Consider the following 25,025-nt stretch of genomic DNA (forward strand, 5'->3'; position numbering starts at 1 on the left):
CCGTCTCTCCACCGTGGCACCGCTACGGTCCCGCACTCTCCAGGTCGGCTACCGGTCGCCGCACGCCCATCGAGCACCACGACGGTGGTCGTCGCGCGGGCCGGCTCCCGCGTACGCCGCGGCCTGCCCGGTCGCGAAAGGTAGTGAACGTGCGACGTACGAAGACCGACCAGTGGAGCCAGGAACTACGCACCGTACGCGACCCCGAGCAGCTGTTCGGCGACAGCGCGCAGACCGGCGTCCTGCGCCTGCTCACCATGGCCGGCAAGGTGCCCTTCCGGTCCGCCTTCGACGGGCTGACCCTGCGCGAGCAGGCGATCGTCCGGCACCTGCTCGGCCGGCAGCACCTGCGGCTGACCCCGCCCGGCGTCGACACACCGCCCGCCCCGTTCGTGCTGGCCCACTCGACGCTCGGCAAGCTGACCATCCACGAACCCGCGCGGGACGACCTGCCGACCGAGGAGGTCGTCGCCGAACTCACCCTGCCGCAGTGGCAGGTGGAGATGCTCGACGAGGAGTGCCTGCCGGCCGAGGCCGAGGAGGAGCAGCACCGTTACGAGATCGACCACACCCTGTCCACCTGGCACGCCGACGGCACCCTGGCGGAGCGGCTCGAAGAGGTCATCGACTGGGTGGAGCGCGTGGAGACCGTCCTGGTCCACATCGAGCGCCGGGTGTTCTCCCGGTCCGACTCCGGCTCCAGCACCCTGATCCGCGACGGTGTGCTGCCCGCGCTGCGTGACCGTCCACCGGCGGACTGGAGCGCCGAGGAGCGGTTGTTCGTGGGCGCGATCCAGCTGCTGTTCCGCACCGGCCGGGCGGTCCGGTTCGAGGAGTTCAACGGCCGCCAGCTCAGCGCCGTCAGCCTGCGCCGGGTGCTGACCACCCGCTGTGCGACGTACCTGCGGGCGCTCGGCGAGCCGGTCACCGGGCAGCTCAGCACCGCCACCCTGACCGAGCTGGCCGCGCTCGCCGGTGACCTGGTCGAACGGGTCGACGGCAGTGACCACATGCGGTACCGGCGGGTCAACGGACTCACCTACGCCAAGGACGAGTACCTGGTGCCGTGGGCGCAGCAGGAGCGCGACCACGCGGAGCTGCCCCGGACGCTGCACGCCCTGACCGGGCCGTTCGACGGGGACGACCCGGCGGCCCGGGTGCGGCAGGCCACCGCCGCCGCCCTGCGGACCGCGCACCGCGACGGCGACGAGGGCGACCTGACCCGGATCCTGGAGAGCATCGTGCTGGGTGCGGTCGTCGACGCCCGCGCCGACTACGGCATGTCGAGCGGCGTCCGGGACCTGTCCCGGCTGAACGGACCGGCCGGGCGGTACGGCGAGGACGTGGCCGGGCTCCGGAAGCCGGACTTCTTCTGCTGTGTGCTGCCCAGCCCGCAGATGGCCGCCGAGCTGCCCGCCGATGCCGTCACCGACATCCTGTGGCAGGTCGCTCAGCGGATGATGTACAACCGGTGGCACTTCGTGCCCGGCAACTTCGACCGGATCGAGGTGCCCCGCCAGCGGCACTACTTCTTCCCGCCGTTGGTCCCCGACATCGGCGAGTGGGGCGACCTGCGCCACGGTGGACACAGCACCGCCCGGGTCCGCTACACCCTGCGCGCCCCCGGCGCGGCGATGTGGAAGCAGCCGCTCACCGTCTCCGGGCGGCAGTACCGGGGCGCCTTCGACATCCGGCTGGTACGCATGGACGGGCCGCCGTTCACCCTGGCGGACCTGCGCATCGCCTGCCGGTACTCGGCGCTGGTGGACGTGCTCTGGCGGGAGATCGCCGGCTACGCCGAGGAGCACGACGGCTGGACCCCGACGATCACTGCGTTCGGCGGCGACTGGTACACCGGGCACGCCTGGCGCACACCGGTCGAGCGGCTGGCCGGGGACGCGCAGATGGTCGGCGGGCCGGCGTGAGCGCCGACCCGCGCCACGTCGTGGTCAACGACGAGGGGCAGTACTCGCTGTGGCCGGCGGACCGGACCGTGCCGGGCGGCTGGACGCCGGTGTTCACCGGACCGGTCGAGCGGTGCCTGGAGCATGTCGCCGGGCACTGGACCGACCTGCGGCCCGCCTCGCTGCGGACCACCGCGGGCGGTGCGGAGCACGACGTACGGCCCGAACCCGCCACGGTAGGCGTCGCGGACCGCGACCTACGGCCCGAACCCGCCACGGTGGACGCGGCGCGGTCGGTCGCCACCGGACCGCGCCGTCCGTTCGGCCGGACGCCGCTGCACGTGCTCGTCGACGAGGCGCTGGCCGCCGACCCCGGGCGGATCGCGGTGCGCTTCGCGGGGGTCGAGGTCACCGCCGGTGACCTGCTGGCCCGGGTCCGGCACACCGCGCGGGTGCTGCGGGCGCACGGCGCGGGGCCGGAGACGCCGGTCGCGGTGCTGCTGCCCCGGTCGGTGGACGCAGTGGTGGCGATCCTCGCGGTGCTGGCCGCCGGGTCGGCGTACCTGCCGTTGTCGGTCCACGATCCGGTGGACCGGCGGGCGCGGATCCTGGCCGACGCGGGCGACCCGCTGCTGCTGACCGGGCCGGAGTACCGGGGGCACCTGCCCGCCGGCTACCCGGCGACCGTGCTCGACGTGACCGACCTGCCCGACACCCTCGGCGACGACGGCGACGGTGGCTGCCGGGTGGAGAACCTGGCGTTCATCATGTACACCTCGGGCACCAGCGGAGCCCCCAAGGGGGTGCTCGGCACCCACCGCCAACTGGTCAACTACGTCGACTGGTGCGCCCGGGAGTTCGCCTTCCAGCCGCGGGAACGCGCGGTCCTGCACGCCCCGCTGTACTTCGTCGGCTCGGTGATGACGCTGTTCACCGCCCTGGTCGCGGGCTGGGAGCTGGAGGTTGCGCCGGAGCCGGTCGCCTTCGACGACCTGATCACGCTGACCGCCGCCGCGCCGTGCGGTTTCCTGAAGCTCACCCCGTCGCACGTGCGGGCGATGACCGCGCTGGGCGGGGTGGACGACGTCGCCCGTCAGGTCATGATCGGCAGTGAACCGCTGTACCTGACCCCCGAGTTCGACAGGTGGATCAGCAACAGCCCGAAGTCCGGCTTCGGCAACCACTACGGCATGAGCGAGACCGTGGGCGCCACCTGGTACTGGATCGGCACGGACCGTACGGTCGGCCGCCGGCTGCCGGTCGGGGCGCCCATCCCCAATGCCGAGGTGCACATCCTCGACGAGGACGGGCTACCGGTGCCGGTGGGCCGGACCGGGGAGATCTGCCTGGGCGGGGCGGTCATCGGCCGTGGCTACCATGGCCAGCCGGTGCTGACCGCCCAGCGGTGGATCCCCCACCCGGCGGGCGGCGGGGCGCGGCTGCTGCGCACCGGTGACCTCGGCCGGTTGGCCGCCGACGGGGTGCTCGACGTGCTCGGCCGCGCCGACCGTCAGGTGAAGATCCGTGGCCAGCGGGTCGAGCCGCCGGCGGTCGAGGACGCGTTGCGCCGCTGCCCCGGCGTCGCCGAGGCAGTGGTGATCGCCGAACCCGACGGCCACGACCTGCGTCTGGTCGCCTACCTGCGGTCCGACGAGGAGCAGCGGCCCACCGAGGCGCAGCTCCGCGCGCACGCCGCCGGGTTGTTGCCGGAGGCGTCCGTTCCGAGCCGGTTCCGGTACGTGGCGCAGTACCCGCTCACCCCGAACGGCAAGGTGGACACCCGCCGGCTGCCCACCGTGCCGACGGTACGGCCCGAGCTGGACACCCCGTACGCCGCGCCCTCCGGCGACCTGGAGACGGCGGTGGCGGCCGTGGTCGCCGGGGTGCTGCGGGTGGACCGGCTCGGTGTCGACGACGACTTCTTCGCGCTGGGCGGCGACTCCATGCAGGTCGTCGAGGTCGTCACCCGCCTCGACGAGGAGCTGGGCCTGCCGGTGGGCATCGCCGACCTGTTCGACAGGCGCACGGTCCGGGCGCTGGCCGCCGGCATGGACGGTCACCACCCGACGACCGCCTCGACCCCGGTGGCCCCCACCGTGGAGCCGGCGGACCGACCCGCCCGTACCGACGTCGGGCCCGCTGTCGTCACGGACCCGGAGATCCAGGCACGGTTCGCCGGGGCGTCCACCGGGTCCGCGCCGCTGACCTGGGGTCAGGCGGCCATGTACCGGCCCATGCAGTGGTTCGGCGAGGCCAGCCGGGACTTCAACATCAGGCGGGTGCTGCGGCTGGCCGCCCCGGTGCCGGTCGAACGGGTCACCGCCGCCTGGTCGGCGCTGGTGCTGCGGCACCAGGTGCTGCGGACCCTGACGACCGACGACGCCGACGGTCCCCGGCAGCACCTGCGCGCCGACGGGACGTACCCGCCGCTGGTGCGGGACACCACTGCGGAGGCGCTGCCGGAGGCGGCCGAGGCCGCCGCCGTCGAGCTGGCCGGCAGCGCGTTCAACCTGGATCGGGAGTGGCCGGTCCGGTGGGCGCTGCTGCGTGTCGACGGCCTGGTCGAGGCGGTCGCCGTGGCCGCGTCGCACGTGTCGTTGGACGGCTGGTCGCTGGAGTTGCTGCTGGCCGAGCTGCGCACCCTGGTCGAGGGCGGGCGCACCCTACCCGCGCCGGGCTGGCAGCCGCTGGACCAGGCCGGCTACGAGGCCTCACCGGCCGGGCAGCGGCGGGCACGGCAGTCCCTGGCCTACTGGCGGGACCGGCTGCCCATGGTGCCGCAGCGGATCTTCGACGGGCCGGAGCAGGACGCGGCGGCGCTGCCCGTCGTCACCTGGCGGATGGAGTCCAGCGCGGTGGCCGTCGCCGCCGCCGTGCTGGCCCAGCGCACCGGGGCGTCGTCGTCCACGGTGGTGCTGACCGCCGCGCTGCTGATCCAGGCGGCGCTGACCGGCCGGGACCGGGCCGTGGTCAAGTTGATCGCGGGCAACCGGAACACCCCCCGCCAGCGGGAACTGGCCACCGGCATCGCCCAGAACGCGCTGCTGGTCTTCGACGTCGGGGACGGCGACGTCGAGGACGCCGTCCGACGCTGCTACCGCGACTCGACCGAGTCCTACTTCCACGCCACCTACCCGCCGGACGCGCTGGACGACCTGATCCGGGCCGAGGGCGCGCAGGCCGACCTGTCGGTGTACTTCAACGACTCCCGGATGGGCCGGGACTTCGACGTGCCGGCGGACCCGCCCGACCGCGCGACGCTGAGCGACCTGGCCGCACAGACCACCGTGCGGCAGATCGCCGCCGTCGCCCGGCACGACATGACGTTCTTCCTGGCCATGCCCCATCTCGCCGACGGCTGCGCGCTGCACCTGCTGGCCGATACCCGGCGGATACCCGAGGCCACCTGCGTACGGGCGTTGCGGGGCGTCGAGACCCTGCTGTGCGAGGCGGTGCTGCGCCCGGTGCCGGTCCGGGACGTCGCCACGCTGCTGGACCTCGGTTGACCCGCCCATCCCACCGCAAGGAGCCCCGATGACCGACCTCTACCCGCTGCTGCACCGGTTGGCCGCCGCCGACGACGCCGCGCTCACCGGCACCCCGTTGCCGCCCGACGGCCGCTACCAGGTCGTCACCACCACCGTCGACGAGGTCACCGCCCAGATCGTGCACACCCTGCGGGACGGGTTCGCCGGCCGGAGCCCGGCCGACTACCCGCTGCTGGTGCTCGGTTGGGGGCGTTGCCGGGTCGGCTCGACGGCGGTGACCAACCTGTTCGGCATGGCCCGGGCCGCCGCCTACTACCAGCCGGTCAAGACCATCGGCCGGTTCGCGCTGACCGGCGGCGAGGGCTCGCCGTGGAAGCTGCCCGACGGTGAGCCGGTGCTGTTCGCCAAGGAGATGGCCGGGCCGTACGTGCCGTTCGAGGCGCTGTTCAACCCGGCCCGCTGCCTGATCGAGGCCGGCTGGCCGGTCGACCGGCTGCGCCTGCTGGTGCTGGACCGGCAGCCGCGGGCCTCGCTCGACTCGTGGATGGCCAAGTGGGAGGGCAGGATCGGGCGGGAGCGGGTGGTGGAGAACTTCGTGCTCAGCACCCTGAACTACGCCCGGATGCGCCGTTACGCCGCGGCCGAGGGGCTGGCGGTGACGCACTTCCCGTACGAGTGCAGCCGGTTCCCGCAGGAGACGGTCTCCCGGTTGTTCGCCCGCCTCGGCATCGACCACCTGTACCGGCCGGAGATGCTCACCGGCTGGGGTGCGGCCGGCGACCTCAACTCCGACCAGTCGAAGATCCACAACCCGGTCGAGCCGGAGCCGTACGTCGTGCCCGGCCTGCACGGCAACGCCGACGAGTACCGCTTCCGGGAGCGGCAGGTGACCGCCCTGACCGAGGAGGAGCTGGCGGTGGCGGACAGCGCCGAGGTGGTGGAGTCGTACCAGGTGTCGGTACGCAGTTGCGGGCAGGAGCTGGAGCTGCCCGCGCCGCTGCGGGAGAAGGTCTTCGGCTGACCCCGATGGCCGCCCCCTCCACCGGCACCGGGCAGGTACGCCAGGCCGCGCTCGCCCGGCTACGGATCGCCCGGCAGTGGCCCGCCGCCGGCCCCGGCTGGAGTGCCGTCGCGCTCGCGCTCAGCGTCGTCCGGGGGGTGCTGCCGGTCGTCTTCGCGGTCGCCGTCAGCGCCACCGTCGGCCGCATCGGGCCGGTGCTGCACGGCACCACCCCGCCGGCCCGGGTGTGGTGGCCGCTGGCTGTCGCCGGGGCGGCGCTGATCGTGCTGCACCTGGCCGAGGCGGCCCAGAAGGCGGTCGCCGAGCAGCTCGCCCGGCGCGTCGACGGGCACATGTACCGGCGGCTCATCGCCGCGTCGCTGTCGACCCGGGAGATCACCCCGCTGGAGGATCCGGCGGTCCTGGACGAGCTGGGTGAGGCCGGGCACGAGCTGCGGTTCGCGTTCCGTACCCCCGGCGCGGCGTACGCCGGGCTGATCGCGCTGGTCGGGCCGTACACCCAGGTCGTCGGGTTCACGGCGGTGGTCGCGGTGGTGCTGGGGCCGTGGGCGGCGCTGGCGATGCTGGTGGTGGTGCTGCTGTTCCGGCACGGGCAGCGCGGCGGGCTGCGCCGCTATGCCCTGGTCATCCGCGACGTCGCCGACCTGCGCCGGGAGAGCCGCTACCTGCGCGGGCTGGCGATGGGTCCGGCCGCGGCCAAGGAGCTGCGCGTCTTCGGCCTGACCGACTGGCTGACCGAGCGCTACCGGCAGGTCTACCGTCGCGCCCTGGCCCCGGTGTGGGCCGAACGCCGACGCATCTACCTGTGGCCCTACCTGGGGTACACGGCCGTCGGGCTGACCGGCGTCGCCGCCGTGCTGGCGCTGGCCGGGGCACGCGCCGCCGACGGGGTGATCGACCTGGCCGGGCTGGCGCTGGTGCTCCAGGCGGTGCTGGCGTTGATCCGGCTGGGGGAGTTCTATCCGGACTCCGACACCCAGACCCAGTACGGCATGAACGCCGAGACGGCCGTCACCGCGTTCGAGCGGTCCATGGCCCGCTACGCCGAACCAGCCGACACCGGCCGGGCCGGGCCACCCGCCGACACCGGACGGGCCGAACCAGCCGACACCGGACGGGCCGGGCCACCGGCCGCTGCGGCTCCGGCGATCGACTTCTCCGGCGTCCACTTCGGCTACCCCGGGGCGGCCCGGCCGGTGCTGGACGGCCTGGACCTGCACATCCCCGCCGGGAAGTGCACCGCCCTGGTCGGGGTGAACGGCGCCGGCAAGACCACCCTGGTGAAGCTCCTGGCCCGGCTCTACTCACCCGGCGCCGGCACGGTGCGCGCCGACGGCGTCGACCTCGCCGACCTGCCGGCCCGGGACTGGCAGCGCCGGATCGCCGTGGTGTTCCAGGACTTCGTACGCTACGAACTCTCCGCCGCCGCCAACATCGGCTTCGGTGCGGTGGAGCACCTCGACGACCGGGCCGGGATCCGGCGCGCGGCCCGGGAGGCGGGGCTGCTCGACACCCTCGACGCGTTGCCGGACGGCCTGGACACGTTGCTGTCCCGGGCGTACGAGGGTGGTCTGGACCTGTCCGGCGGGCAGTGGCAGCGGATCGCCATCGCGCGGGCGCTGTTCGCGCTCTACCACGGCAGCACCGTGCTCGTGCTGGACGAGCCCACCGCGGCGTTGGACGTCCGCGCCGAGGCCGAGTTCTTCGCCCGGTTCGCCGAGCTGACCCGGAGCCGGACCACCATCCTCATCTCGCACCGGCTGTCCAGCGTCCGGCGGGCCGACCGGATCGTCCTGCTCGACCAAGGGCATGTCGTCGAGCAGGGCAGCCACGACGAGCTGATGGTCGCGAACGGCCGCTACGCCGCCATGTTCACGCTCCAGGCGGAACGCTTCGCCGACGAGGCCGACAGCGAACCACTGACCCAGGTACCGGGGTGAGGCGATGTTGACGGCGATCACCGGGCTGCTGCGGCTGTCGTGGCGGCAGGACCGGCGCAAGATGGCCGTGGCGTTGGCGCTGATGGCGGGCAACGCGGTCGCGCTGCCGCTGGCGGCGGTGGCGCTCCGGCAGCTCACCAACGCGGCGGCGGCCGGTCACGCCGCGTCGGCGGCCTGGGCCGGGCTGGCCGTCGCGGTGGCCGCGATCGCGGCGCTGACCTGCGCGCACTTCGCCCACATCGGGTACTTCGAGGTGTCCGAACTCAACGTGCTGAGCACCGACGAGCAGCTCATCGAGATCAGCAACGGCACGCCGTATCTCGATCACCACGAGCGGCCCGACAGCGCCGACCGGATGGCGCTGGCGCAGGACGAGTTGCAGCGCGTCGGCGAGGGGTTGCAGGCGCTGCTGACCGGCGGCTCGCTGGCGGTCAGCCTGCTGCTGACCACCGTGCTGCTCACCCTGGTCCACCCGGCGCTGGTGGTGCTGCCGCTGCTGGCCGCGCTGCCGGTGCTGGCGGGCCGGCGGGCGCAGGCCGCCGCCGACCGGGCGCGCGAGGAGAGCATCGTCGACACCCGGCAGGCCCGGCACCTGTTCGAGCTGACCACCGACGCGGCCTCGGCCAAGGAGCTGCGGCTGCTGGGCCTGGTCGGGCACCTGCAACAGCGATACGCCGGGCACTGGCAGCGGGCCACCGCCCGGATCTGGCGGGGCGAGCTGGCCGCCGGGTGGTGGCGCGCGGCCGGGCAGGGCGTGTTCGGTCTCGGCTACGTCGCCGCGCTGGTGCTGGTGGTCCGCGACGCGATCCGTGGCCACGCGGACGTCGGTGACGTGGTGTTGGCGGTCCTGCTCGCCTCGCAGCTCAACCAGCAGGTGGCCGCCGCGGTGACGATCACCCAGCAGCTCGCGCGCAGCGGCCGGTCGCTGCGCCGGCTGGACGAGGTACGCGACCTGGTGCCGCAGCCGGCCCCGGCACCCGACGCGCCGGCCACTGCGCTGCGCCCGCCCGCCCGTCTGCTGGAGGGCATCCGCCTGCGGGGTGTCACCTTCAGCTATCCCGGCGCGGCCGGGCCGGTGCTCCAGGACGTCGACCTGTTGCTGCCCGCCGGCAGCACGGTGGCGGTCGTGGGCGAGAACGGCGCCGGCAAGACCACGCTGGTCAAGCTGCTCAACCGGTTCTACGAACCCGACCGGGGCACGATCGAGGTCGACGGGGTGGACCTGCGGCACCTCGACCTCGCCGCCTGGCGGGAGCGGACCACCGCCGTGTTCCAGGACTACGCCCGCCCGGAGCTGACCGCCCGGCTGGTGGTGGGCATCGGCGACCTGCACCGGGCCACCGACGACGACGCGGTACGCACCGGTCTGGCCCGCGCGCACAGCAGCGTCCTCGACAAGCTGCCGGACGGGCTGGACACCCGGCTGGGGCGCAGTCACGCCGACGGTGGGGTGGACGCCTCCGGCGGGCAGTGGCAGCAGCTCGCGCTCGGCCGGGCGATGATGCGCGACGCTCCGCTGCTGATGGTGCTGGACGAGCCGGCGTCGGCGCTGGACGCCGAGGCCGAGCACCGGCTGTTCGCGCGGTACGTCGACGGCGCGGCCCGGGTCGCCGCCGACAGCGGCGGGGTGACGGTGTTCGTGTCGCACCGGCTCTCCACCGTCCGCAGCGCGGACCTGATCGTGGTGATCGGCGACGGCGGGGTACGCGAGCTGGGCACCCACGACGAGCTGATCCGCCTCGACGGGGTGTACGCCGCCCTCTACGCCACCCAGGCCGCCGCCTACCGCTGAGTTCCCGGCCGTACGTCCGAGCCGGACCGCCGCTGCTGCCGGACCGGCACGGGGGCGGTCCGGCGGTGGACGACCAGCCCCGCCGGCTGCACGTAGATGGACCGTCGGGCCACCGCGTCGCCCCTGTCGTCCAGTTGGTAGACGTCGAGCCAGCACCAGCCGTCGTAGGTGATCCAGTCCAGCACCCGGATGACCCGGCACCGGATGGGCCTGACGAACTGCACGCTGGCCGCGCGGGTCACCTGGATCAGGTCACCCGCTCGGAGTGTGGTCATCGCAGGTCCCTTAGCTGCCCGGTCACGACTCACGGCCCGCCCAGGTAGAGGCCGAGGGACACCGGAGGGCGGTCGCAACACCGTTGCGTCAACGCCGTGGGCGGCCGGTCAACCAAGCGCCCGATCGGGCAGCAGGGCAGGCCTGCTTGGCGATCATGGAGTTGTGGTGCCGATTTTGGGGGTTTTACGGGCGTTTTGTTACCCACCACAACTCCATGATCGGCGAGGCAGCGCTGGTTGACGAACAGTCGATCCGCCTGGCGCGGCGGTGTTGAGCGCGGTCGTACTCCGCGATCAACTCGCGTCGGCGGGTGGGACACGGCCGGGGCGATTCACACCAGGCACACGTCCAGGCAGGCAGAACGGGCCGCAGGTCGTAGCGCCCCATCAGCGCCAACCGAACACACTGCGGTACCTGCGCCACGCCCTGATCCGGGTGCGGGCGGCCTCCAGCGCCGAGCAGAAGCCACTGTCGGTGCACTTCTCGCACCGTTCGTAGCGGTGGCACTCCAGACAGCACCACGCCAGCTCCACCAACAACGGCACCTCGCGCGTCACGGTCGTCTCCCAGGCCTCAAGTCACTGCGGCACCCCGCCCCGCCGAGCCCAGCTCCACCAGGGCAGGGGCACCGCGTCACCGATTCCACACCGTGAGGTACGGGGGTGTCAAATTGGAGAGCCCCAATTGGGGATCCCCGATCGGGGAGATAAAACCGTGCATACGTTCGGGACATGGACCGAGGGCCGGGCGACCTGATGGGGCCCTACGAGATCGCCCAACGCCTGGGCGTCTCCCGGTCGCGGTTTCAGCAGATCGCGAACCGGTCCACCTTTCCGAGGCCCTACCGGGAGCTACGGGGCATGAAGGTGTGGCTGACCGAGGACGTCGAAGAGTGGATCAGGGAACACCGCAGCCCCAAGCCACCATCGGACGAAGATGATCAAAGCTGACCGAACGGGCATGGGTGAGCCGGAGGTTCCGGGACCGCTCGTTGGTCCGGGCGAAATCATCGACATGCTCGGCGTGAGCCGGTCGCGGTTCAGGCAGTTCATCTTGCAGCCGTACTTCCCGCGCCCGTTCGGAGATCCTGCAGGCCGGTGCGATCTGACTACGGTCGGACGTCGAGGCGTACATCCGCGACTACCGCCGCCCCAGGCCGCCAGCCGACGAGGACGAGCAGGGCTGACTCCATCGGGGCCACCACCAGACCGGCGGGTGGGGTCGGGGAGGATGGCGGGGTGACGGTGGATGCGGTGGTGTTCGACCTGGACGGCGTGATCGTGGACTCGGAGCCGGTCTGGGAGGAGGTGCGCCGGGCGTACGTGGCGGCGCGGGGCGGCACCTGGCAGCCCGACACCCAGCGGCGGCTGATGGGGATGAGCACCGGCGAGTGGGCCGAGTACCTCAGCGGTGAGCTGGGCGTCGACCGGGGCGCCGAGCAGGTCGCCACCGAGGTGGTCGAGGAGATGGCCCGGCGGTACGCGGTGCGCGTACCGCTGATCGACGACGCCGACCTGGTGGTACGCCGGTTGGCCGCGCGGTGGCCGCTGGGGTTGGCCAGTTCCTCGCCGACCCGGCTGATCGCCGCGGCGCTGGCCGCCGCGGACCTCACCGCCGAGTTCCGGGTCACCCTGTCGACCGAGCGGACCGCCCGGGGCAAGCCCGCGCCCGACGTGTACCTGGCCGTCGCCGAGCGGCTCGGGGTCGACCCGGCCCGGTGTGCCGCCGTCGAGGACTCCTCCAACGGGGTCCGCTCGGCCGCCGCCGCCGGGATGCGGGTGGTCGCGGTGCCGCACGGGTCGTACCCGCTGGACCCGGACGCGGCGGAGCTGGCCGCGGTGGTGCTCTCCTCGGTGCACGACCTCACCCCGGAGGTGGTGGACCGGCTCGGCTGAAACCGCCTCCGCGACCCGGCCGGGCCGCCTAGCGTCGGGACCATGAGAGCTGTGGTGTACCAGGGGCCGCACGAGGTGGCGGTCAACGACGTCGAGGACCCGCGCATCGAGCACCCGGACGACGTGGTCGTGCAGATCACCACGACCGCGATCTGCGGCTCGGACCTGCACATGTACGAGGGGCGCACGCTCGCCGAGCCGGGCATCGTCTTCGGCCACGAGAACATGGGCACGGTGGTCGAGGCCGGCACGGGGGTACGCGGCATCAAGGTCGGCGACCGGGTGTCGATGCCGTTCAACGTGGGGTGCGGGTTCTGCCGCAACTGCCGTGAGCAGAAGACCGGCTTCTGTCTCACCGTCAACCCCGGCTTCGCCGGTGGCGCGTACGGCTACGTGGCGATGGGGCCGTACCGGGGTGGGCAGGCGGAGTACCTGCGGGTGCCGTTCGCCGACTTCAACTGCCTGAAGCTGCCGCCCGGCACCGAGCACGAGAACGACTACGCGATGCTCGCCGACATCTTCCCCACCGGCTACCACGGGGTGGCGATGACCGGGTTGCGGCCCGGTGAGCGGATCACCGTGATGGGTGGCGGGCCGGTCGGGCTGATGGCCGCGTACTCGGCGGTCCTGATGGGTGCCGCCGAGGTGTTCCTGGTGGACCGGGTGCCGGACCGGTTGCGGCTGGCCGAGTCGATCGGCGCGACCCCGATCGACTTCTCGGCCGGCGACCCGGTGGCGCAGATCCTCGACCGGACCGACGGGGTGGGCACCGACCACGGGGTGGACGCGGTCGGCTACCAGGCCACCGGGGAGGGTGACACGGAGCAGCCGGCGGCGGTGCTGAACAGCCTGGTCGAGGTGGTCCGGGCGACCGGCGCGATCGGCGTGGTCGGCCTCTACCTGGCCAACGACCCGGGTGCGCCCGACGAGCACTCCGGCAGGGGCGAGCTGCTGTTCAAGATGGGCAAGCTCTTCGAGAAGGGCCTGCGGATGGGGACCGGGCAGGCCAACGTGAAGACCTACAACGAGTACCTGCGGAACCTGATCATGGCGGGCCGGGCCACCCCGAGCTTCGTGGTGAGCAAGGAGTTGCCGTTGGACGCGGCACCGGACGCGTACCGACGTTTCGACCGCCGCGAGGCGGGCTACTCGAAGGTGGTGCTCAAACCGGCGGCCTGAGGGGACGGCGATGCAGACGATCGTGTACGAGCGGACCGGTGACCCGTCGGTGCTCCAGCTGGTCGACCGGCCGGTGCCCGAGCCGGGGCCGGGCGAGGTGCTGGTCCGGCTGGCGGTGGCCGGGGTGAACCCGACCGACTGGAAGGCGCGGCGGCAGTGGCCGTTGCCGACCGGCTGGCAGACCCCGGGGCAGGACGGCGCGGGGGTGGTGGAGGCGGTCGGCGCGGGGGTCGACCGGGGCCTGACCGGTGAACGGGTGTGGATCTGGGAGGCCGCCTGGCAACGTCCGTGGGGCACCGCCGCCGAGTACACGGTGGTGCCCGTCCGGCAGGTGGTGCCACTCGGGGACGCCTCCTTCGAGCTGGGCGCGTGCCTGGGCATCCCGTTCCTCACCGCGCACCGCTGCCTGACCGTCGGCGAGTACGTGCCGGACGCGCTGCACGCCGGGGCGCTCGGTGACCACGTGGTGCTGGTGCAGGGCGGGGCGGGTGCGGTCGGCAACGCGGCGATCCAGTTGGCCCGCTGGGCCGACGCCTGTGTGATCGCGACGGTGAGCAGCCCGGAGAAGGCCCAGCTCGCGGCGGCGGCCGGCGCCTCCTTCGTGATCGACTACCGGGAGCAGGACGTGGTCGAGGAGGTCCGCAAGATCGCCCCCGACGGGGTGCACACGGTCGTCGAGGTCTCCGCCGCCCGCAACGCCGCCGTCGACGTGCAGGTGCTGCGGGCCGGCGGGGCGGTCTGCGTCTACGCCGACGACGGTGGCGACGAGCTGACCCTGCCGATCCGGCCGCTGATGGTGCCGAACGCCCGCTGGCAGTTCGTGCTGGTCTACACCGAGCCGAAGGCGGCCAAGGCGCAGGCGGTGACCGACGTGGCGGCGGCGGTCGCCCAGGGGGCGGTACGGGTGGGCGAGGAGGCCGGCCTGCCGCTGCACCGCTATCCGCTGGCCCAGGCCGCAGCCGCCCACCAGGCGGTGGAGGGCGCGGTGGTGGGCAAGGTCCTGCTGGACACCACCGGACAGTAGATCCGGACGACGCCGGCCGGTGAATCCGAGGACATTTCGCAATCACCCGGACAGAGGCCAGCAGGTTTCGCAACAATGACATAGCGGGTCAACCGCAAGGAAGGGCGGCCCCGGCGCGGTGCGAACGCCGGGGCCGCCCCTGGGGAGGGATGTTTCAGGAGTGACGTCCCTACCCCATCGGCGACGAGTCGCCGAAAAGTGTTACGGCCCCGCCAGCTCCCGTACCTCCAGGTCGCCGTCGGCGTACCGCGAACGCACCACCTTCTTGTCGAACTTGCCGACGCTGGTCTTCGGCACCGCGTCGATGACCGCCCAGCGCTCCGGCACCTGCCAGTGTGCCACCGAGCCGGCGAGGAAGGTACGAAGCTGCTCCACACTGGTCGCCGCGCCCTCGCGGACCACGACGGTCGCCAACGGACGCTCACCCCAGCGCTGGTCCGGCACCCCCACCACACAGGCCTCCTGCACGTCCGGGTGGGCCATCAACGCGTTCTCCAGCTCCACCGAGGAGATCCACTCCCCACCCGACTTGATCACGTCCTTGGCCCGGTCGGTGAGGGTGAGGAACCCGTCCGGCGAGAGCATGCCGACGTCGCCGGTACGCAGCCAGCCGTCGTGGAACTTCTCCGGGTCGGGGGCGTCGTCGCCGACGTACCGCGCGGTCACCCACGGGCCACGCACCTCCAGCTCGCCCACGGACGTCCCGTCGGCGGGCAGCGGCTCGCCCAGCGGGCCGACGATCCGGGCCGCCACCCCGGCCGGAACCCGGCCCTGCGTGTAGCGGTACCGCCAGGCGTCCTCCCCGGTCACCCCGGCCGGCGCCCGGGACACCGACCCCAACGGGGACATCTCGGTCATCCCCCAGGCGTGGATCACCTCGATGCCGTGCCGCTCGGCGAACGCGTGCATCAGCGCCGGTGGGCAGGCCGAACCGCCGACGATCACCTCCTTGAGTGAGGAGGTGTCCACGTCGTGGGTGTCCAGGTAGGCCAACAGGTCGTTCCAGATGGTAGGCACCGCGCCGGCCAGGGTCGGCCGCTCGGCGGCGATCATCTCGGCGATCGGCGCGGCCTGGAGGAACCGGTCCGGCATGATCAGCGACGCGCCGGAGAGGAACGCCGCGAACGGCAGCCCCCACGACATCGCGTGGAACATCGGCACGATGGCCAGCTCACGGTCGCCCGGGGCGAGCCCGAACCCCTCCGGCAGACACACCTGCAACGAGTGCAGGTAGATCGACCGGTGCGAGTAGGCGACCCCCTTGGGATGGCCGGTGGTGCCGGAGGTGTAGCAGAGCGCGGCGGCGTCCCGCTCGTCCACCTCGGGCCAGTCGAAGTGCTCCGGGCGACCCGCCAGCAGCTCGTCCCACCGGTGGAAGGTGACCCCGTCCCCGGCGACCGCCCGCAGCGGCCCCGGGTCGGTGCCGCCGACCACCACCACGTGCCGCACCGTGGTCAGCTCACCGAGCACCCGGGCCAGCAGCGGGATCAGCGTCGAGTCGACCAGCAGCACGTGGTCCCGCGCGTGGTTGGCGATGTAGGCGACCTGGTCGGGAAAGAGCCGGATGTTCAGCGTGTGCAGCACCGCGCCCATGCTCGGCACGGCGAAGTACGCCACCAGGTGCTCGGTGTTGTTCCACATGAAGGTGGCGACCCGTTCGTCGCCGGTCACCCCGCACTCGTCGCGCAGCGCGTGGGCGAGCCGGGCCGCCGTGCGACCCACCTCGGCGTACGACATCCGGCGCGGCTCGGCCCCGGTCCAGGTGACCACCTCGGCCGTGCCGTGCACGGTGACGCCGTGTTCGAGGATCCGGGCCACCTGGAGTGGGGCGTCCATCATCGTGCTCCGCATGGGTGACAAGCTAGTGTCGCCGGTCACACGTTGGGAACCCCCGGAACGTCCGAGCGTCCCCGGGATGCTGCGTAGATTGTCCGGGTGAGTATCTCCTGGGCCGACTCGTACGTGGGACAACTCCGCGCCCTGGCCGGCGACCGGACGCTGATGTTCGTCGGAGCGCGGGCCGTGGTGCGCGACAACGCCGGCCGAGTGCTGCTGATCCGGCGCTCGGACAACGGCCAGTGGGCCCTGCCGGCGGGCGCGATGGAACTCGGCGAGTCGATCGCCGACTGCGCGGTCCGCGAGGTCCGCGAGGAGACCGGGCTACGCGCCCTGCGGGTCAGCGCCTTCGCCCTCTACACCGGCCCCGACCGCACCCACACCAACATGTACGGCCACACCTACCAGATCTTCACCACCGCGTTCCGGGTCGACGACTGGGACGGCGAGCTGGCCCGGGTCACCGACGAGACCACCGACGCCGCCTTCCTGCACCCCCACGAGTTCCCCGCCCCGCTCTCCCTCTCGGTCCCGGAAACCCTCGCCGACCTCGCCGTCTTCGAGCAAACCAACCGCCTGATCCTCAAGTAACCCTCGCCCACTCCACCCTCCCCCGCTTCCTCCCCGCCGGCCCGCCGGCCGCCCGCCCCCGCCGGCCCGCCGCCCGCCCCCGCCGGCTCGCCCGCCCGGCTCCCGCCCGGCCCCTGACCCGCCGCCATTCCCGTTGATCAAGAGGTTTACGTCAATCGATCAAGAGATTTGCGTCAACCCCCCGCGCGATTCTTGACGTAAACCTCTTGATCACCGCGGCGAGAGGGGCGGGGCGGTGGAGGGAGGGCGAGGCGCGGCGGGGCGGTGGAGGGCGGGCGGCGGGGCGGGTGGGGTGGGGCGGGTGGGGTGGGTGGGGTTAGAGCATGGTTTGGGACTTGGCGTTGAGGTCGGCGGCGGCTTCCTCCTTGGACTCCCTGGTCAGGGGCTTGCCGCCAGGGGCGGGAGCCGTGCCGCCGAGCGGGTCGGCACCGCCGGTGGCGCCCTGCGGGCCGGCACCCCGGAGCTGGTCGTTCGGCAGGGCCAGGGTGACCAGCACGGCGACCAGGGCGATCAGGCCGGTGGTCAGGAAGACCAGGTGCAGCGACTCGACGAAGGACGCCTGGATGGCCGCCCGCACCGGGCCGGGCAGGGCGAGGATCGTCGCCGGATCGTTGATCGAGATGTCCGTGCCGCCGCTGGCCGCCACCGCCGCCCGCTGCTCGGCGGGGAGCTGGGCGATCGCGCCCGGCAGCCGGTCGGCGAGCCCGCTGGCGAGCCGGGTGGAGAGCACCGCGCCCAGGATAGCCACCCCGAACGAGCCGCCCAACGACCGGAAGAACGTCGCGGCGGAGGTCGCCGCGCCGAGGTTCCGCACGTCCACGGCGTTCTGCACGCCGAGGATCAGCGACTGCATGCACAGGCCCAGCCCGACGCCGATCACCACCATGTAGCCGAACGCCGCCCAGAGCGAGCTGTCCACCTGGAGCCGGGTGAACAGCAGCATGCCGACGACCAGCACCCCCGAACCGGCCACCGGGAACCACTTGTACCGGCCCATCCGGCTCATCGCCCGGCCGGTCACGATCGAGGTGACGATGATGCCGGCCATCATCGGCAGCATCAGCAGGCCGCTGCGGGTGGGCGACGCGCCCTTGACGATCTGGAGGTAGAGCGGGATGAAGATGATCGACCCGAACATCACCAGACCGAGCACGAAGCCGGCCGAGTTGGCCAACGCGAACGTCGCGGAACGGAACAGCCCCAACGGCAGGATCGGCTCGGCGACCCGGGCCTCCTGCCACACGAACGCCGCCCCGAGCACCGCGCCGGCCACGAACAGCCCGATGATCGTCGCGGAGCCCCAGGGGTAGGAGTTGCCGCCCCAGCTCAGCGCCAGCAGCAGCGCGCTCACCCCGGCGACCAGCAGCCCCGCCCCCAGCCAGTCGACGGTGTGCTCCCGCCGCTCGAACGGGATCAACCGCAGCACGTGGTAGCAGACCACGATCGCCAGGATCGCCAACGGCACGTTCAGGTAGAAGATCCACCGCCAGTTGGTCTCGGCGAAGTAGCCGCCGACCAGCGGCCCGGCCACCGAGGAGACCCCGAACACCGCCCCGAACAGCCCCTGGTAGCGGCCCCGCTCCCGGGGGGAGACCACATCCGAGATGATGGTGAACGCCAGCGTCATCAGGCCGCCCGCGCCGATGCCCTGCACCCCCCGGGTGACGATGAGCTGGGTCATGTCCTGCGACAACCCGGCCAGCAGCGAGCCGAGCAGGAACGTGCCGATCGAGAAGAGGAAGACCGGCCGCCGGCCGTACAGGTCGGCCATCTTGCCGTACAGCGGGGTCGAGGCGGTCGAGGCGAGCAGGTAGGCGGTGACCACCCACGAGTAGTGGTCGATCCCGCCCAACTCGCCGACGATGGTGGGCAGTGCCGTACCGACGATGGTCTGGTCCAGCGCGGCCAGCAGCATGCCGGTCATCAGGCCGAACATCAACAGGCGGAGCTGGCGGGCCCGGAGCACCGGGCGGCCGTTGGTCTGGGCGGTCATCCCGCCTTCTTTCCCGCTTCTGGGCGAACATGCCTGCCCGCACCGGGAAAACCGCCCCGATCGTGATGGCCGGGCCGGTCGGCCCCGCCGCCGACAACCCGGTCGTCGCCGGGGAAACGGCGACCCGTCCCCCCGGCGACGTCCACCCGTCGTGGATCGTGCCGACACCCGCCAGATCAGCGGTAACAGCGAACCGGTCGACGCCGCCGGGTCAGCCGGCGGTGGCGAACCGGTCGACGATCGCGGCGCAGAAGGCCGGCAGGTCGTCGGGGTTGCGGCTGCTGACCAGGCCGCCGTCGGTCACCACCTGCTCGTCCACCCAGGTCGCGCCGGCGTTGGTGAGGTCGGTACGCAGACTCGGCCAGCTCGTGATCCGCCGGCCCGACACCACGCCCGCCTCGATCAGCGTCCACGGCCCGTGGCAGATCACCCCGACCGGCTTGCCGGCCGCGAAGAACGCCTGGACGAACCGGACCGCGTCCGGGTCGGTGCGCAGGAAGTCCGGGTTGGCCACCCCGCCGGGGAGCACCAGCGCGTCGTAGCCGTCGGCGTCCGCGTCGGCCGCCGTCACGTCCACGTCGTACGTCTTGGCCTGGTCCAGGTGGTTGAACGCCTGGATGGTGCCGGACTCGAGCGACACCAGTTCGGCGGTCGCCCCGGCGTTCTCGACCGCCTCGCGCGGCTTGACGTACTCGACCTCCTCCACCCCGTCGGTGGCGAGGAACGCGATCCGCTTGCCCTGCAGTGTGGTGGTAGCCATGTCGTTTTCTCCTCTCCGGATACCTCTGGTCGGTTCCCGGGGCCGGTGGCCCGAAACGTGACGGTGCTCGCCCGATCCCCGCAACGGCCACCCCCGGCACCGGCCCCGACCCGCCGACGGACCGGGTTTGACCAGGCCAGGCCGGGGGATCCCGGTGGGCATGGCAGGAGCAGCAGCGGAACAGCGCAGGCTCGCCACGGTCGTGGAGAGCTGGCGGGACCGGGCCGTCCTCGTCGTCGGCGACGCCATGCTCGACGAGTGGCGCTTCGCCGACTCGGAGCGGCTCTGCCGGGAGGCACCCGCGCCGATCCTCACCCTGCGTCGGCGGATCACCGCCGCCGGTGGGGCCGCGAACACCGCCGTCAACGTCGCCGCCCTCGGCGGGCGGGCGCTGTTGGTCGCCCCGGTCGGCGCGGACGTGGCCGGCGACGAATTGCACGACTGCCTGGACCGGGCCGGTGTCTGGGACCGTACCGTCAGCGAGCCGCACCGGCCGACCCCGGTGAAGCGCCGGATGCTGGCCGGCAACCAGATCCTGCTCCGGGAGGACTCCGGCGACCCCGACGAACCGCTCGACGACGACGGGGTCTCCCGGCTGCTCACCGCGCTGAGCTGCGCCACCGAGGAGCTGCGGGCGGTGACCGGCGGAGCCGCGCCCACCCTGGTCGTCTGCGACTACGGCCTGGGCGCGTTGCCCGCCGCGGTGCGCGCCTGGCTGGTGGCCCACCGGCACCGGTACGCCACCGTCGCCCTGGACGCCCACGACCTCGCCGACTGGCGGGGGCTGAACCCGACGGTGGTCACGCCCAGCTTCGCCGAGGCGACCCGGCTGCTGGCGCGGGCGGCGGCCGGCTTCGGCGCACCGCCCGCCCCGACCCGTACCGGCGGCACCGACCTGCACCTGGACCACCCGCCGAACGACCCGGCGGACGGGCCGTCGGAGCTGGTCGTCGGCACCGCCCCGGGCGGGGTCGGCCGGGCACCGACCGGCCCGACCGGCGAACCGACCCCCGCCGAGGGCCGGGTCGCGCTGACCGGTGACGGGCTGAGCGTGACCGGGGCCGGGGTGACCGTCAACGCCACCGTCGGCGCGGGCGTCGACCGGGCCGTGCTGGCCCAGGCGCGGCTGGCCGAGCTGCGGGAGCACACCGGCGCGGACGTGGTGGCGGTGACCCTGGACACCGAGGGTGCCATCGTCGGCGGCGCGGACGGGGCACCCCGACGCAGCCACAGCACCCCGGTGCCGGCCAGCCATGCCGTCGGCGCGGGGGACGCCTACCTGGCGGCGATGACCCTGGCGCTGGCCGCCGAGGCGTCGCTACCCACCGCCGCCCAACTGGCCCAGCTCGCCGCCACCATCACCGTCTCCGACACCGGCACCTGCGTGTGCCGCCGGGAGGACCTGCTCGACGCGCTCGGCGGCGCACCCGACGGCACCGCGCACCCGCCCCTGGTCGGCACCGGCGAGCTGGACGCGATCGTCGCCGACCACCGCCGGGCCGGCCGGTCCGTGGTGTTCACCAACGGCTGCTTCGACGTGCTGCACCCCGGTCACGTGCGCTACCTGGAACAGGCCCGGGCCCTCGGCGACCTGCTGGTGGTCGCGGTCAACTCCGACGCCAGCGTCCGCCGGCTCAAGGGTGCCGACCGGCCGGTCAACCCGGTCGAGGACCGGGTCACCCTGCTCGCCGCGCTCTCCTGCGTGGACCACGTGGTGGTCTTCGAGGAGGACTCGCCGGCCGGGCTGATCGAGGCGGTCCGACCCGACGTGTACGTCAAGGGCGGCGACTACCCGCCGGAGATGGTCCCGGAGGCGCCGCTGGTCCGCCGGCTCGGCGGTCAGGTGCGTACCCTCGGTTACGTGCCGGACCGGTCCACCTCGGCGATCATCGACCGGATCCGCGCCCAGGCCACCCTCGACCCGCCGGCCGCACCCGGCCCGGCGAGCATGCCGGCCGCCCCGGCCACGACCGCGGAGCGGATCGGCGGGACCACGTGAACCGACCGCTCGACCTCGGCACGACCGGGGAGTTCCGCCGACCCCGGCGGCTCGACGTGCTGATTCCCACCCGCAACCGGCCTGCCGAACTGGCGGTCACCCTGGCCGGGCTGGCCGCCCAGGGCGGGGTGCCCGGTTTCGGGGTGGTGGTCAGCGACCAGTCCGACGACGAACCGGCCTTCGCCCACCCGGCGGCGGCCACCATGGTCCGGGCGCTGCGCCACCGGGGGCACCCGGTGCTGCTCACCCGCCGGCTGCCCCGACGCGGGCTGGCCGAGCACCGGGCGTACCTGCTGGGCCGGTCGGCGGCCCGGTACGTGCTCTGCCTCGACGACGACGTCTGGCTGGAACCGGGCACCGTGCAGCGGCTGGTCACCGCGATCGGGGAACTGGGCTGCGGGTTCGTCGGCAACGCGGTGCACGGCCTGTCGTACGCCGACGACGTACGCCCGGACACCCACCGGCACTACGAGGAGTGGACCGGGCCGGTCGTCCCGGAAGTGGTCCGCCCCGGAACGCCCCAGTGGCGGCGGTCGGAGATCCACCCGGCCGCGAACCTGCTGCACATCCAGCAGCAGGTGGACCTGCCGCCGGGGGCCTGGCGGGCGTACAAGGTCTCCTGGATCGGCGGCTGCGTGCTCTACGACCGGGCCGCGCTGGTCGACTCGGGCGGCTTCGAGTTCTGGCGGCGGGTTCCGGAGAACCACCAGGGCGAGGACGTCGCCGCCCAGCTCGCGGTGCTGGCCCGGTACGGCGGCGCGGGCGTGCTGCCCAGCGGCGCCTACCACCTGGAGTCACCGACCACGGTCACCGACCGGGCCGTCGAGGCCTGGGAGGTCGTCGCCGCCGACACCGGACAGCCGACACCGGCCGACCCGGCCCGGCGGACCACCACCGACACCACACGACCGACCCACGCCGAAACCGCACAACCGGCCTGAGCCAGCCCGACGCCGCACAACCGGCCTGACCAGGCCCGACGCCGCACCCCTGCCCGTCCGCCGGTCGGGTGGGGGCACGGCACGGTCAGCGGGCGGTCGCCGCGCCCGGTTCGGGGCGGAGCAGGTCGGCGGCGGCCTCCAGCACCTCCGCCACCGGCACGTCGGCGACGAACGAGTCCCGGTGCGGGCAGGTGCCGTCGCCCGGCCGGTGCGGATAGATCCCCGGCGTGCAGTCGACCCCGCAGACCGGGCAGCGCGTCGTCCAGGCGGCGATCGGGCGGTGCCGGGCGCGCAGCGGCGTCGCTCCGTTGATCATGTTGCCGACCCAGTAGACGCCCACCGTCGGGGTGCCCACCGCGCCCGCCAGGTGCAGCGGGCCGGTGTCGTTGGAGACCACCAGCCCACAGCCTTCGTACGCGGCGGCCAGCCCGCCGAGGCTGAGCGTGCCGACCTGCGGGCGGACCGGCACCCCGGCCGCCGCCACCACCTCGTCCACCACCGCCCGCTCGGCGGGGGTGCCGGTGACCAGCACCTCGTACCCGTCGTCGTGCAGCACCCGGGCCACCTCGGCGAACCGCCGCGCCGGCCAGCGCCGCCGGGTGTCGGTGGCCCCGGGGTGCAGCGCCACCCGGGGCCGGTCCGGCTCGCCCAGCACCGCACGCGCCTCGGCCCGGTCCGCGTCGGTCACCGCGAGCGTCGGCACCACGGTCACCGCGTCCGCCCCGACCAGCGCCACCACCTCCAGGTAGCGGATCACCTCGGGCTGGTAGTAGACGTAGCGCAGCCAGCGGTCCAGGGGCGGGGCGTCCTCGGCGCGCAGTCCGGCGGTGACCCTGGCCCCCAGCCGGCTCATCACCGGGTTCGAGTTCGCCCCGCCGCCGTGCACCTGCAACGCCAGGTCGTAGCCCTCCCGGGCCGCGTCGGCGAGGAAGTCGTCCAGCGACCCCGGCGGCTCGTCGGGGCCGGGGTCACGGATGCCGGGGGCCGGCGGGACGACCAGCACCCGGTCGACGGGGCCGGGGCGGTCGCGCCACAACGCCGCGTGCCAGGGCGCCCCGAACAGCACGATCTCCGCCGAGGGGTACGCCGCCCGCAGCGCGTCGAGGGCGGGCAGCAGGAAGACGAGGTCGCCGAGCGCGTTGGCCCGCAGCACCGCGATCCGCGCCACGTCGGGCACCCGCTCGCCCACCGGGCCGCCCAGGGTCGGGGTGCCCACCGTGGCCTACGGCCGGTCGAGCGGGTCGACGGTGGTACCCGGCCGGTGCAGCTCCCGGTCGGCGGCCGGGTCCACGCCGGTGGGCGTACCGCTGCGGGTCGGGTCGGGCGGCGGGTCGGTGCGGCCGACGGTGATGGTGCGCGGCGCGGGCCGGGCCGCCCGGGGCAGGTGGATCCGGAGCAGGCCGTGGTCCATCACCGCGTCGATGGTGTCCGGATCCACCCGGGACGGCAGGTCCACCCGGTAGTCGAAGCCCCGGGTCTCGACGCCACCGGGAATGCCCTGGTCGGCGTTGACCTCGGCCTCCGACCGCGCCCGGACGCAGAGTTCGCGCCCGTCCAGCTCGACGGCGACCTCCTCCGGCGCCACCCCGGGCAGCCGGACCACCGCCTCCCAGCCGTCGGCCACCTCGGTCAGCTCCACCTCCGGCGCGGCGCCCCGGCCGCTGGCCAGCCGGCCCAGCTCGGCGCGCAGCGACTGGGGTTCGCCGCCGGGATCCCGGCTGCGCCGACCCCGGTCCGGCTGCTCGGTCATCGCACCTCTCCCATCGGTCGGCCGGCCGTGGCGGGCCGCAGTGAGCTGGCGGCGTCCAGGCCGGCGTCCCGGTCGACCCCGACGCCCAGCCGGTCGACCAGCTCCCCGCCGAGCCAGGCGCTGACGCCCAGGATGGCCAGGCCGACCACCTCGATGGCGATCAGCGCGCCGCCGGCCGCCCGGGAGCCGGCGTTCATCCGGACCGCCCAGACGGCCGCGAAGAGCAGGATCACCGCGACGTTCGCCGCCGCGTGGGTGAGCGCCACCCGTTTGGCCCGGGTGCCGGACGGGATGGCCAGCAGGTCGACCGTGCCGGCCGCCGCGGCCAGCAGGCCGCCGACCAGCCCGACGGTGATGTTCCAGTACGCCACCTCGGCGAGGAAGTCGGGCCCGCCGACGGTGTCGACGACGTCGAAGAGGGTGCCGGTCACCAGCAGCGCCACCGGGAACATCACCAGCATCGGGTGCACCGGGTGCCCGAGCACCTTCAGTCGGCTCTCCATGGCGGCCCTCCACGGCTTCGTCGGGGGGCGGGGTGAGCCGGAACCGCCGCCGACGGGGGCCGGTCTCGCCACGCCCGCCTAGGCTGACGGACGGCGGCCGGTGTGCACCGCCCGCCACCGAGATCAACGGACG

The 25,025-nt window shown here is 73.6% G+C and carries 19 protein-coding genes and 1 pseudogene; 12 read left to right on the forward strand and 8 right to left on the reverse strand.

Annotated features, from left to right (window positions below; all coding sequences use genetic code 11):
- The first annotated feature begins 149 nt into the window (after positions 1–149).
- Genes GA0070623_RS30380 through GA0070623_RS15910 form a run of 5 tightly spaced genes read left to right on the forward strand, consistent with a single transcriptional unit; the run spans position 150 to position 10,145 of the window.
- Entirely contained in the window at positions 150–1,925 is a 1,776-nt protein-coding gene (locus GA0070623_RS30380) for a hypothetical protein (protein ID WP_172898410.1), read from the forward strand.
- Positions 1,922–5,410 (forward strand): AMP-binding protein, encoded by a 3,489-nt coding sequence (locus tag GA0070623_RS15895; RefSeq protein ID WP_067300256.1) that lies wholly within the window; start codon positions 1,922–1,924, stop codon positions 5,408–5,410. Before GA0070623_RS30380 ends, GA0070623_RS15895 begins: the two co-directional genes overlap by 4 nt.
- 28 nt (positions 5,411–5,438) lie before the next feature.
- Positions 5,439–6,413, forward strand: a complete 975-nt coding sequence (locus GA0070623_RS15900; RefSeq protein WP_067300258.1) for a hypothetical protein — start codon at positions 5,439–5,441, stop codon at positions 6,411–6,413.
- 5 nt (positions 6,414–6,418) lie between these two features.
- Positions 6,419–8,353 carry an ABC transporter ATP-binding protein gene (locus tag GA0070623_RS15905; RefSeq protein ID WP_067300260.1) on the forward strand — a complete coding sequence of 645 codons (1,935 nt, stop codon included), beginning with the start codon at positions 6,419–6,421 and terminating at the stop codon, positions 8,351–8,353.
- A gap of 4 nt (positions 8,354–8,357) precedes the next feature.
- Positions 8,358–10,145, forward strand: coding sequence for an ABC transporter ATP-binding protein (locus GA0070623_RS15910; protein ID WP_067300262.1), 1,788 nt, complete (start codon positions 8,358–8,360; stop codon positions 10,143–10,145).
- On the opposite strand, the gene GA0070623_RS15915 is transcribed toward GA0070623_RS15910, so the two are convergent.
- Both GA0070623_RS15915 and GA0070623_RS30005 read right to left on the reverse strand, forming a co-directional pair.
- On the reverse strand, positions 10,136–10,420 hold the full coding sequence (locus GA0070623_RS15915; protein ID WP_067300263.1) for a hypothetical protein: 285 nt from the start codon (positions 10,418–10,420) through the stop codon (positions 10,136–10,138). The genes GA0070623_RS15910 and GA0070623_RS15915 overlap by 10 nt on opposite strands.
- A 387-nt stretch (positions 10,421–10,807) precedes the next feature.
- On the reverse strand, positions 10,808–10,978 hold the full coding sequence (locus tag GA0070623_RS30005) for a hypothetical protein (RefSeq protein WP_157517412.1): 171 nt from the start codon (positions 10,976–10,978) through the stop codon (positions 10,808–10,810).
- 174 nt (positions 10,979–11,152) lie between these two features.
- On the opposite strand from GA0070623_RS30005, the gene GA0070623_RS15925 reads away from it, so the two are divergent.
- The 4 genes from GA0070623_RS15925 to GA0070623_RS15945 all read left to right on the forward strand — a co-directional run bounded on the left by GA0070623_RS15925 (position 11,153) and on the right by GA0070623_RS15945 (position 14,519).
- Positions 11,153–11,371, forward strand: coding sequence for a helix-turn-helix transcriptional regulator (locus tag GA0070623_RS15925; RefSeq protein WP_231932387.1), 219 nt, complete (start codon positions 11,153–11,155; stop codon positions 11,369–11,371).
- Positions 11,372–11,659: 288 nt separating this feature from the next.
- Entirely contained in the window at positions 11,660–12,316 is a 657-nt protein-coding gene (locus GA0070623_RS15935; RefSeq protein ID WP_067300264.1) for an HAD family hydrolase, read from the forward strand.
- 42 nt (positions 12,317–12,358) lie between these two features.
- Positions 12,359–13,495, forward strand: coding sequence for a glutathione-independent formaldehyde dehydrogenase (locus tag GA0070623_RS15940; protein ID WP_067300265.1), 1,137 nt, complete (start codon positions 12,359–12,361; stop codon positions 13,493–13,495).
- Positions 13,496–13,505: 10 nt separating this feature from the next.
- Positions 13,506–14,519 carry an NADPH:quinone reductase gene (locus GA0070623_RS15945; RefSeq protein ID WP_067300268.1) on the forward strand — a complete coding sequence of 338 codons (1,014 nt, stop codon included), beginning with the start codon at positions 13,506–13,508 and terminating at the stop codon, positions 14,517–14,519.
- Positions 14,520–14,720: 201 nt separating this feature from the next.
- Here GA0070623_RS15945 and GA0070623_RS15950 read toward each other — a convergent pair whose 3' ends face one another.
- Positions 14,721–16,370, reverse strand: coding sequence for a fatty acid--CoA ligase (locus GA0070623_RS15950; protein WP_067300270.1), 1,650 nt, complete (start codon positions 16,368–16,370; stop codon positions 14,721–14,723).
- A gap of 84 nt (positions 16,371–16,454) precedes the next feature.
- On the opposite strand from GA0070623_RS15950, the gene GA0070623_RS15955 reads away from it, so the two are divergent.
- The gene (locus tag GA0070623_RS15955) at positions 16,455–16,946 is read left to right on the forward strand and encodes an NUDIX domain-containing protein (RefSeq protein WP_067300273.1); all 492 of its coding nucleotides are present in this window, start codon (positions 16,455–16,457) and stop codon (positions 16,944–16,946) included.
- Between the two features lie 316 nt (positions 16,947–17,262).
- On the opposite strand, the gene GA0070623_RS15960 is transcribed toward GA0070623_RS15955, so the two are convergent.
- Together GA0070623_RS15960 and GA0070623_RS15965 are read right to left on the reverse strand one after the other, a co-directional pair.
- Positions 17,263–18,939, reverse strand: coding sequence for an MDR family MFS transporter (locus GA0070623_RS15960; RefSeq protein ID WP_067300278.1), 1,677 nt, complete (start codon positions 18,937–18,939; stop codon positions 17,263–17,265).
- Positions 18,940–19,150: 211 nt separating this feature from the next.
- Positions 19,151–19,699 carry a type 1 glutamine amidotransferase domain-containing protein gene (locus GA0070623_RS15965; RefSeq protein WP_067300281.1) on the reverse strand — a complete coding sequence of 183 codons (549 nt, stop codon included), beginning with the start codon at positions 19,697–19,699 and terminating at the stop codon, positions 19,151–19,153.
- A gap of 160 nt (positions 19,700–19,859) precedes the next feature.
- Here GA0070623_RS15965 and rfaE2 point away from each other — a divergent pair, with 160 nt between their 5' ends.
- Positions 19,860–21,698 (forward strand): D-glycero-beta-D-manno-heptose 1-phosphate adenylyltransferase, encoded by a 1,839-nt coding sequence (gene rfaE2 / locus GA0070623_RS15970; RefSeq protein WP_067300624.1) that lies wholly within the window; start codon positions 19,860–19,862, stop codon positions 21,696–21,698.
- Positions 21,695–22,540 (forward strand): annotated as a pseudogene (locus GA0070623_RS15975) (glycosyltransferase); the annotation flags it as partial. The gene rfaE2 and the pseudogene GA0070623_RS15975, both read left to right, overlap by 4 nt.
- A gap of 184 nt (positions 22,541–22,724) precedes the next feature.
- Here the strand turns inward: GA0070623_RS15975 and GA0070623_RS15980 are convergent.
- The 3 genes from GA0070623_RS15980 to GA0070623_RS15990 are packed head-to-tail and all read right to left on the reverse strand — an operon-like array spanning position 22,725 to position 24,892.
- Positions 22,725–23,855 carry a glycosyltransferase family 9 protein gene (locus GA0070623_RS15980; protein ID WP_067300286.1) on the reverse strand — a complete coding sequence of 377 codons (1,131 nt, stop codon included), beginning with the start codon at positions 23,853–23,855 and terminating at the stop codon, positions 22,725–22,727.
- 6 nt (positions 23,856–23,861) lie between these two features.
- Entirely contained in the window at positions 23,862–24,389 is a 528-nt protein-coding gene (locus tag GA0070623_RS15985; RefSeq protein WP_067300289.1) for an Hsp20/alpha crystallin family protein, read from the reverse strand.
- Entirely contained in the window at positions 24,386–24,892 is a 507-nt protein-coding gene (locus tag GA0070623_RS15990; RefSeq protein ID WP_067300290.1) for a DUF2231 domain-containing protein, read from the reverse strand. Before GA0070623_RS15990 ends, GA0070623_RS15985 begins: the two co-directional genes overlap by 4 nt.
- Positions 24,893–25,025 lie beyond the last annotated feature (133 nt).

The organism is Micromonospora rifamycinica, assembly GCF_900090265.1.
Taxonomy (GTDB): domain Bacteria; phylum Actinomycetota; class Actinomycetes; order Mycobacteriales; family Micromonosporaceae; genus Micromonospora; species Micromonospora rifamycinica.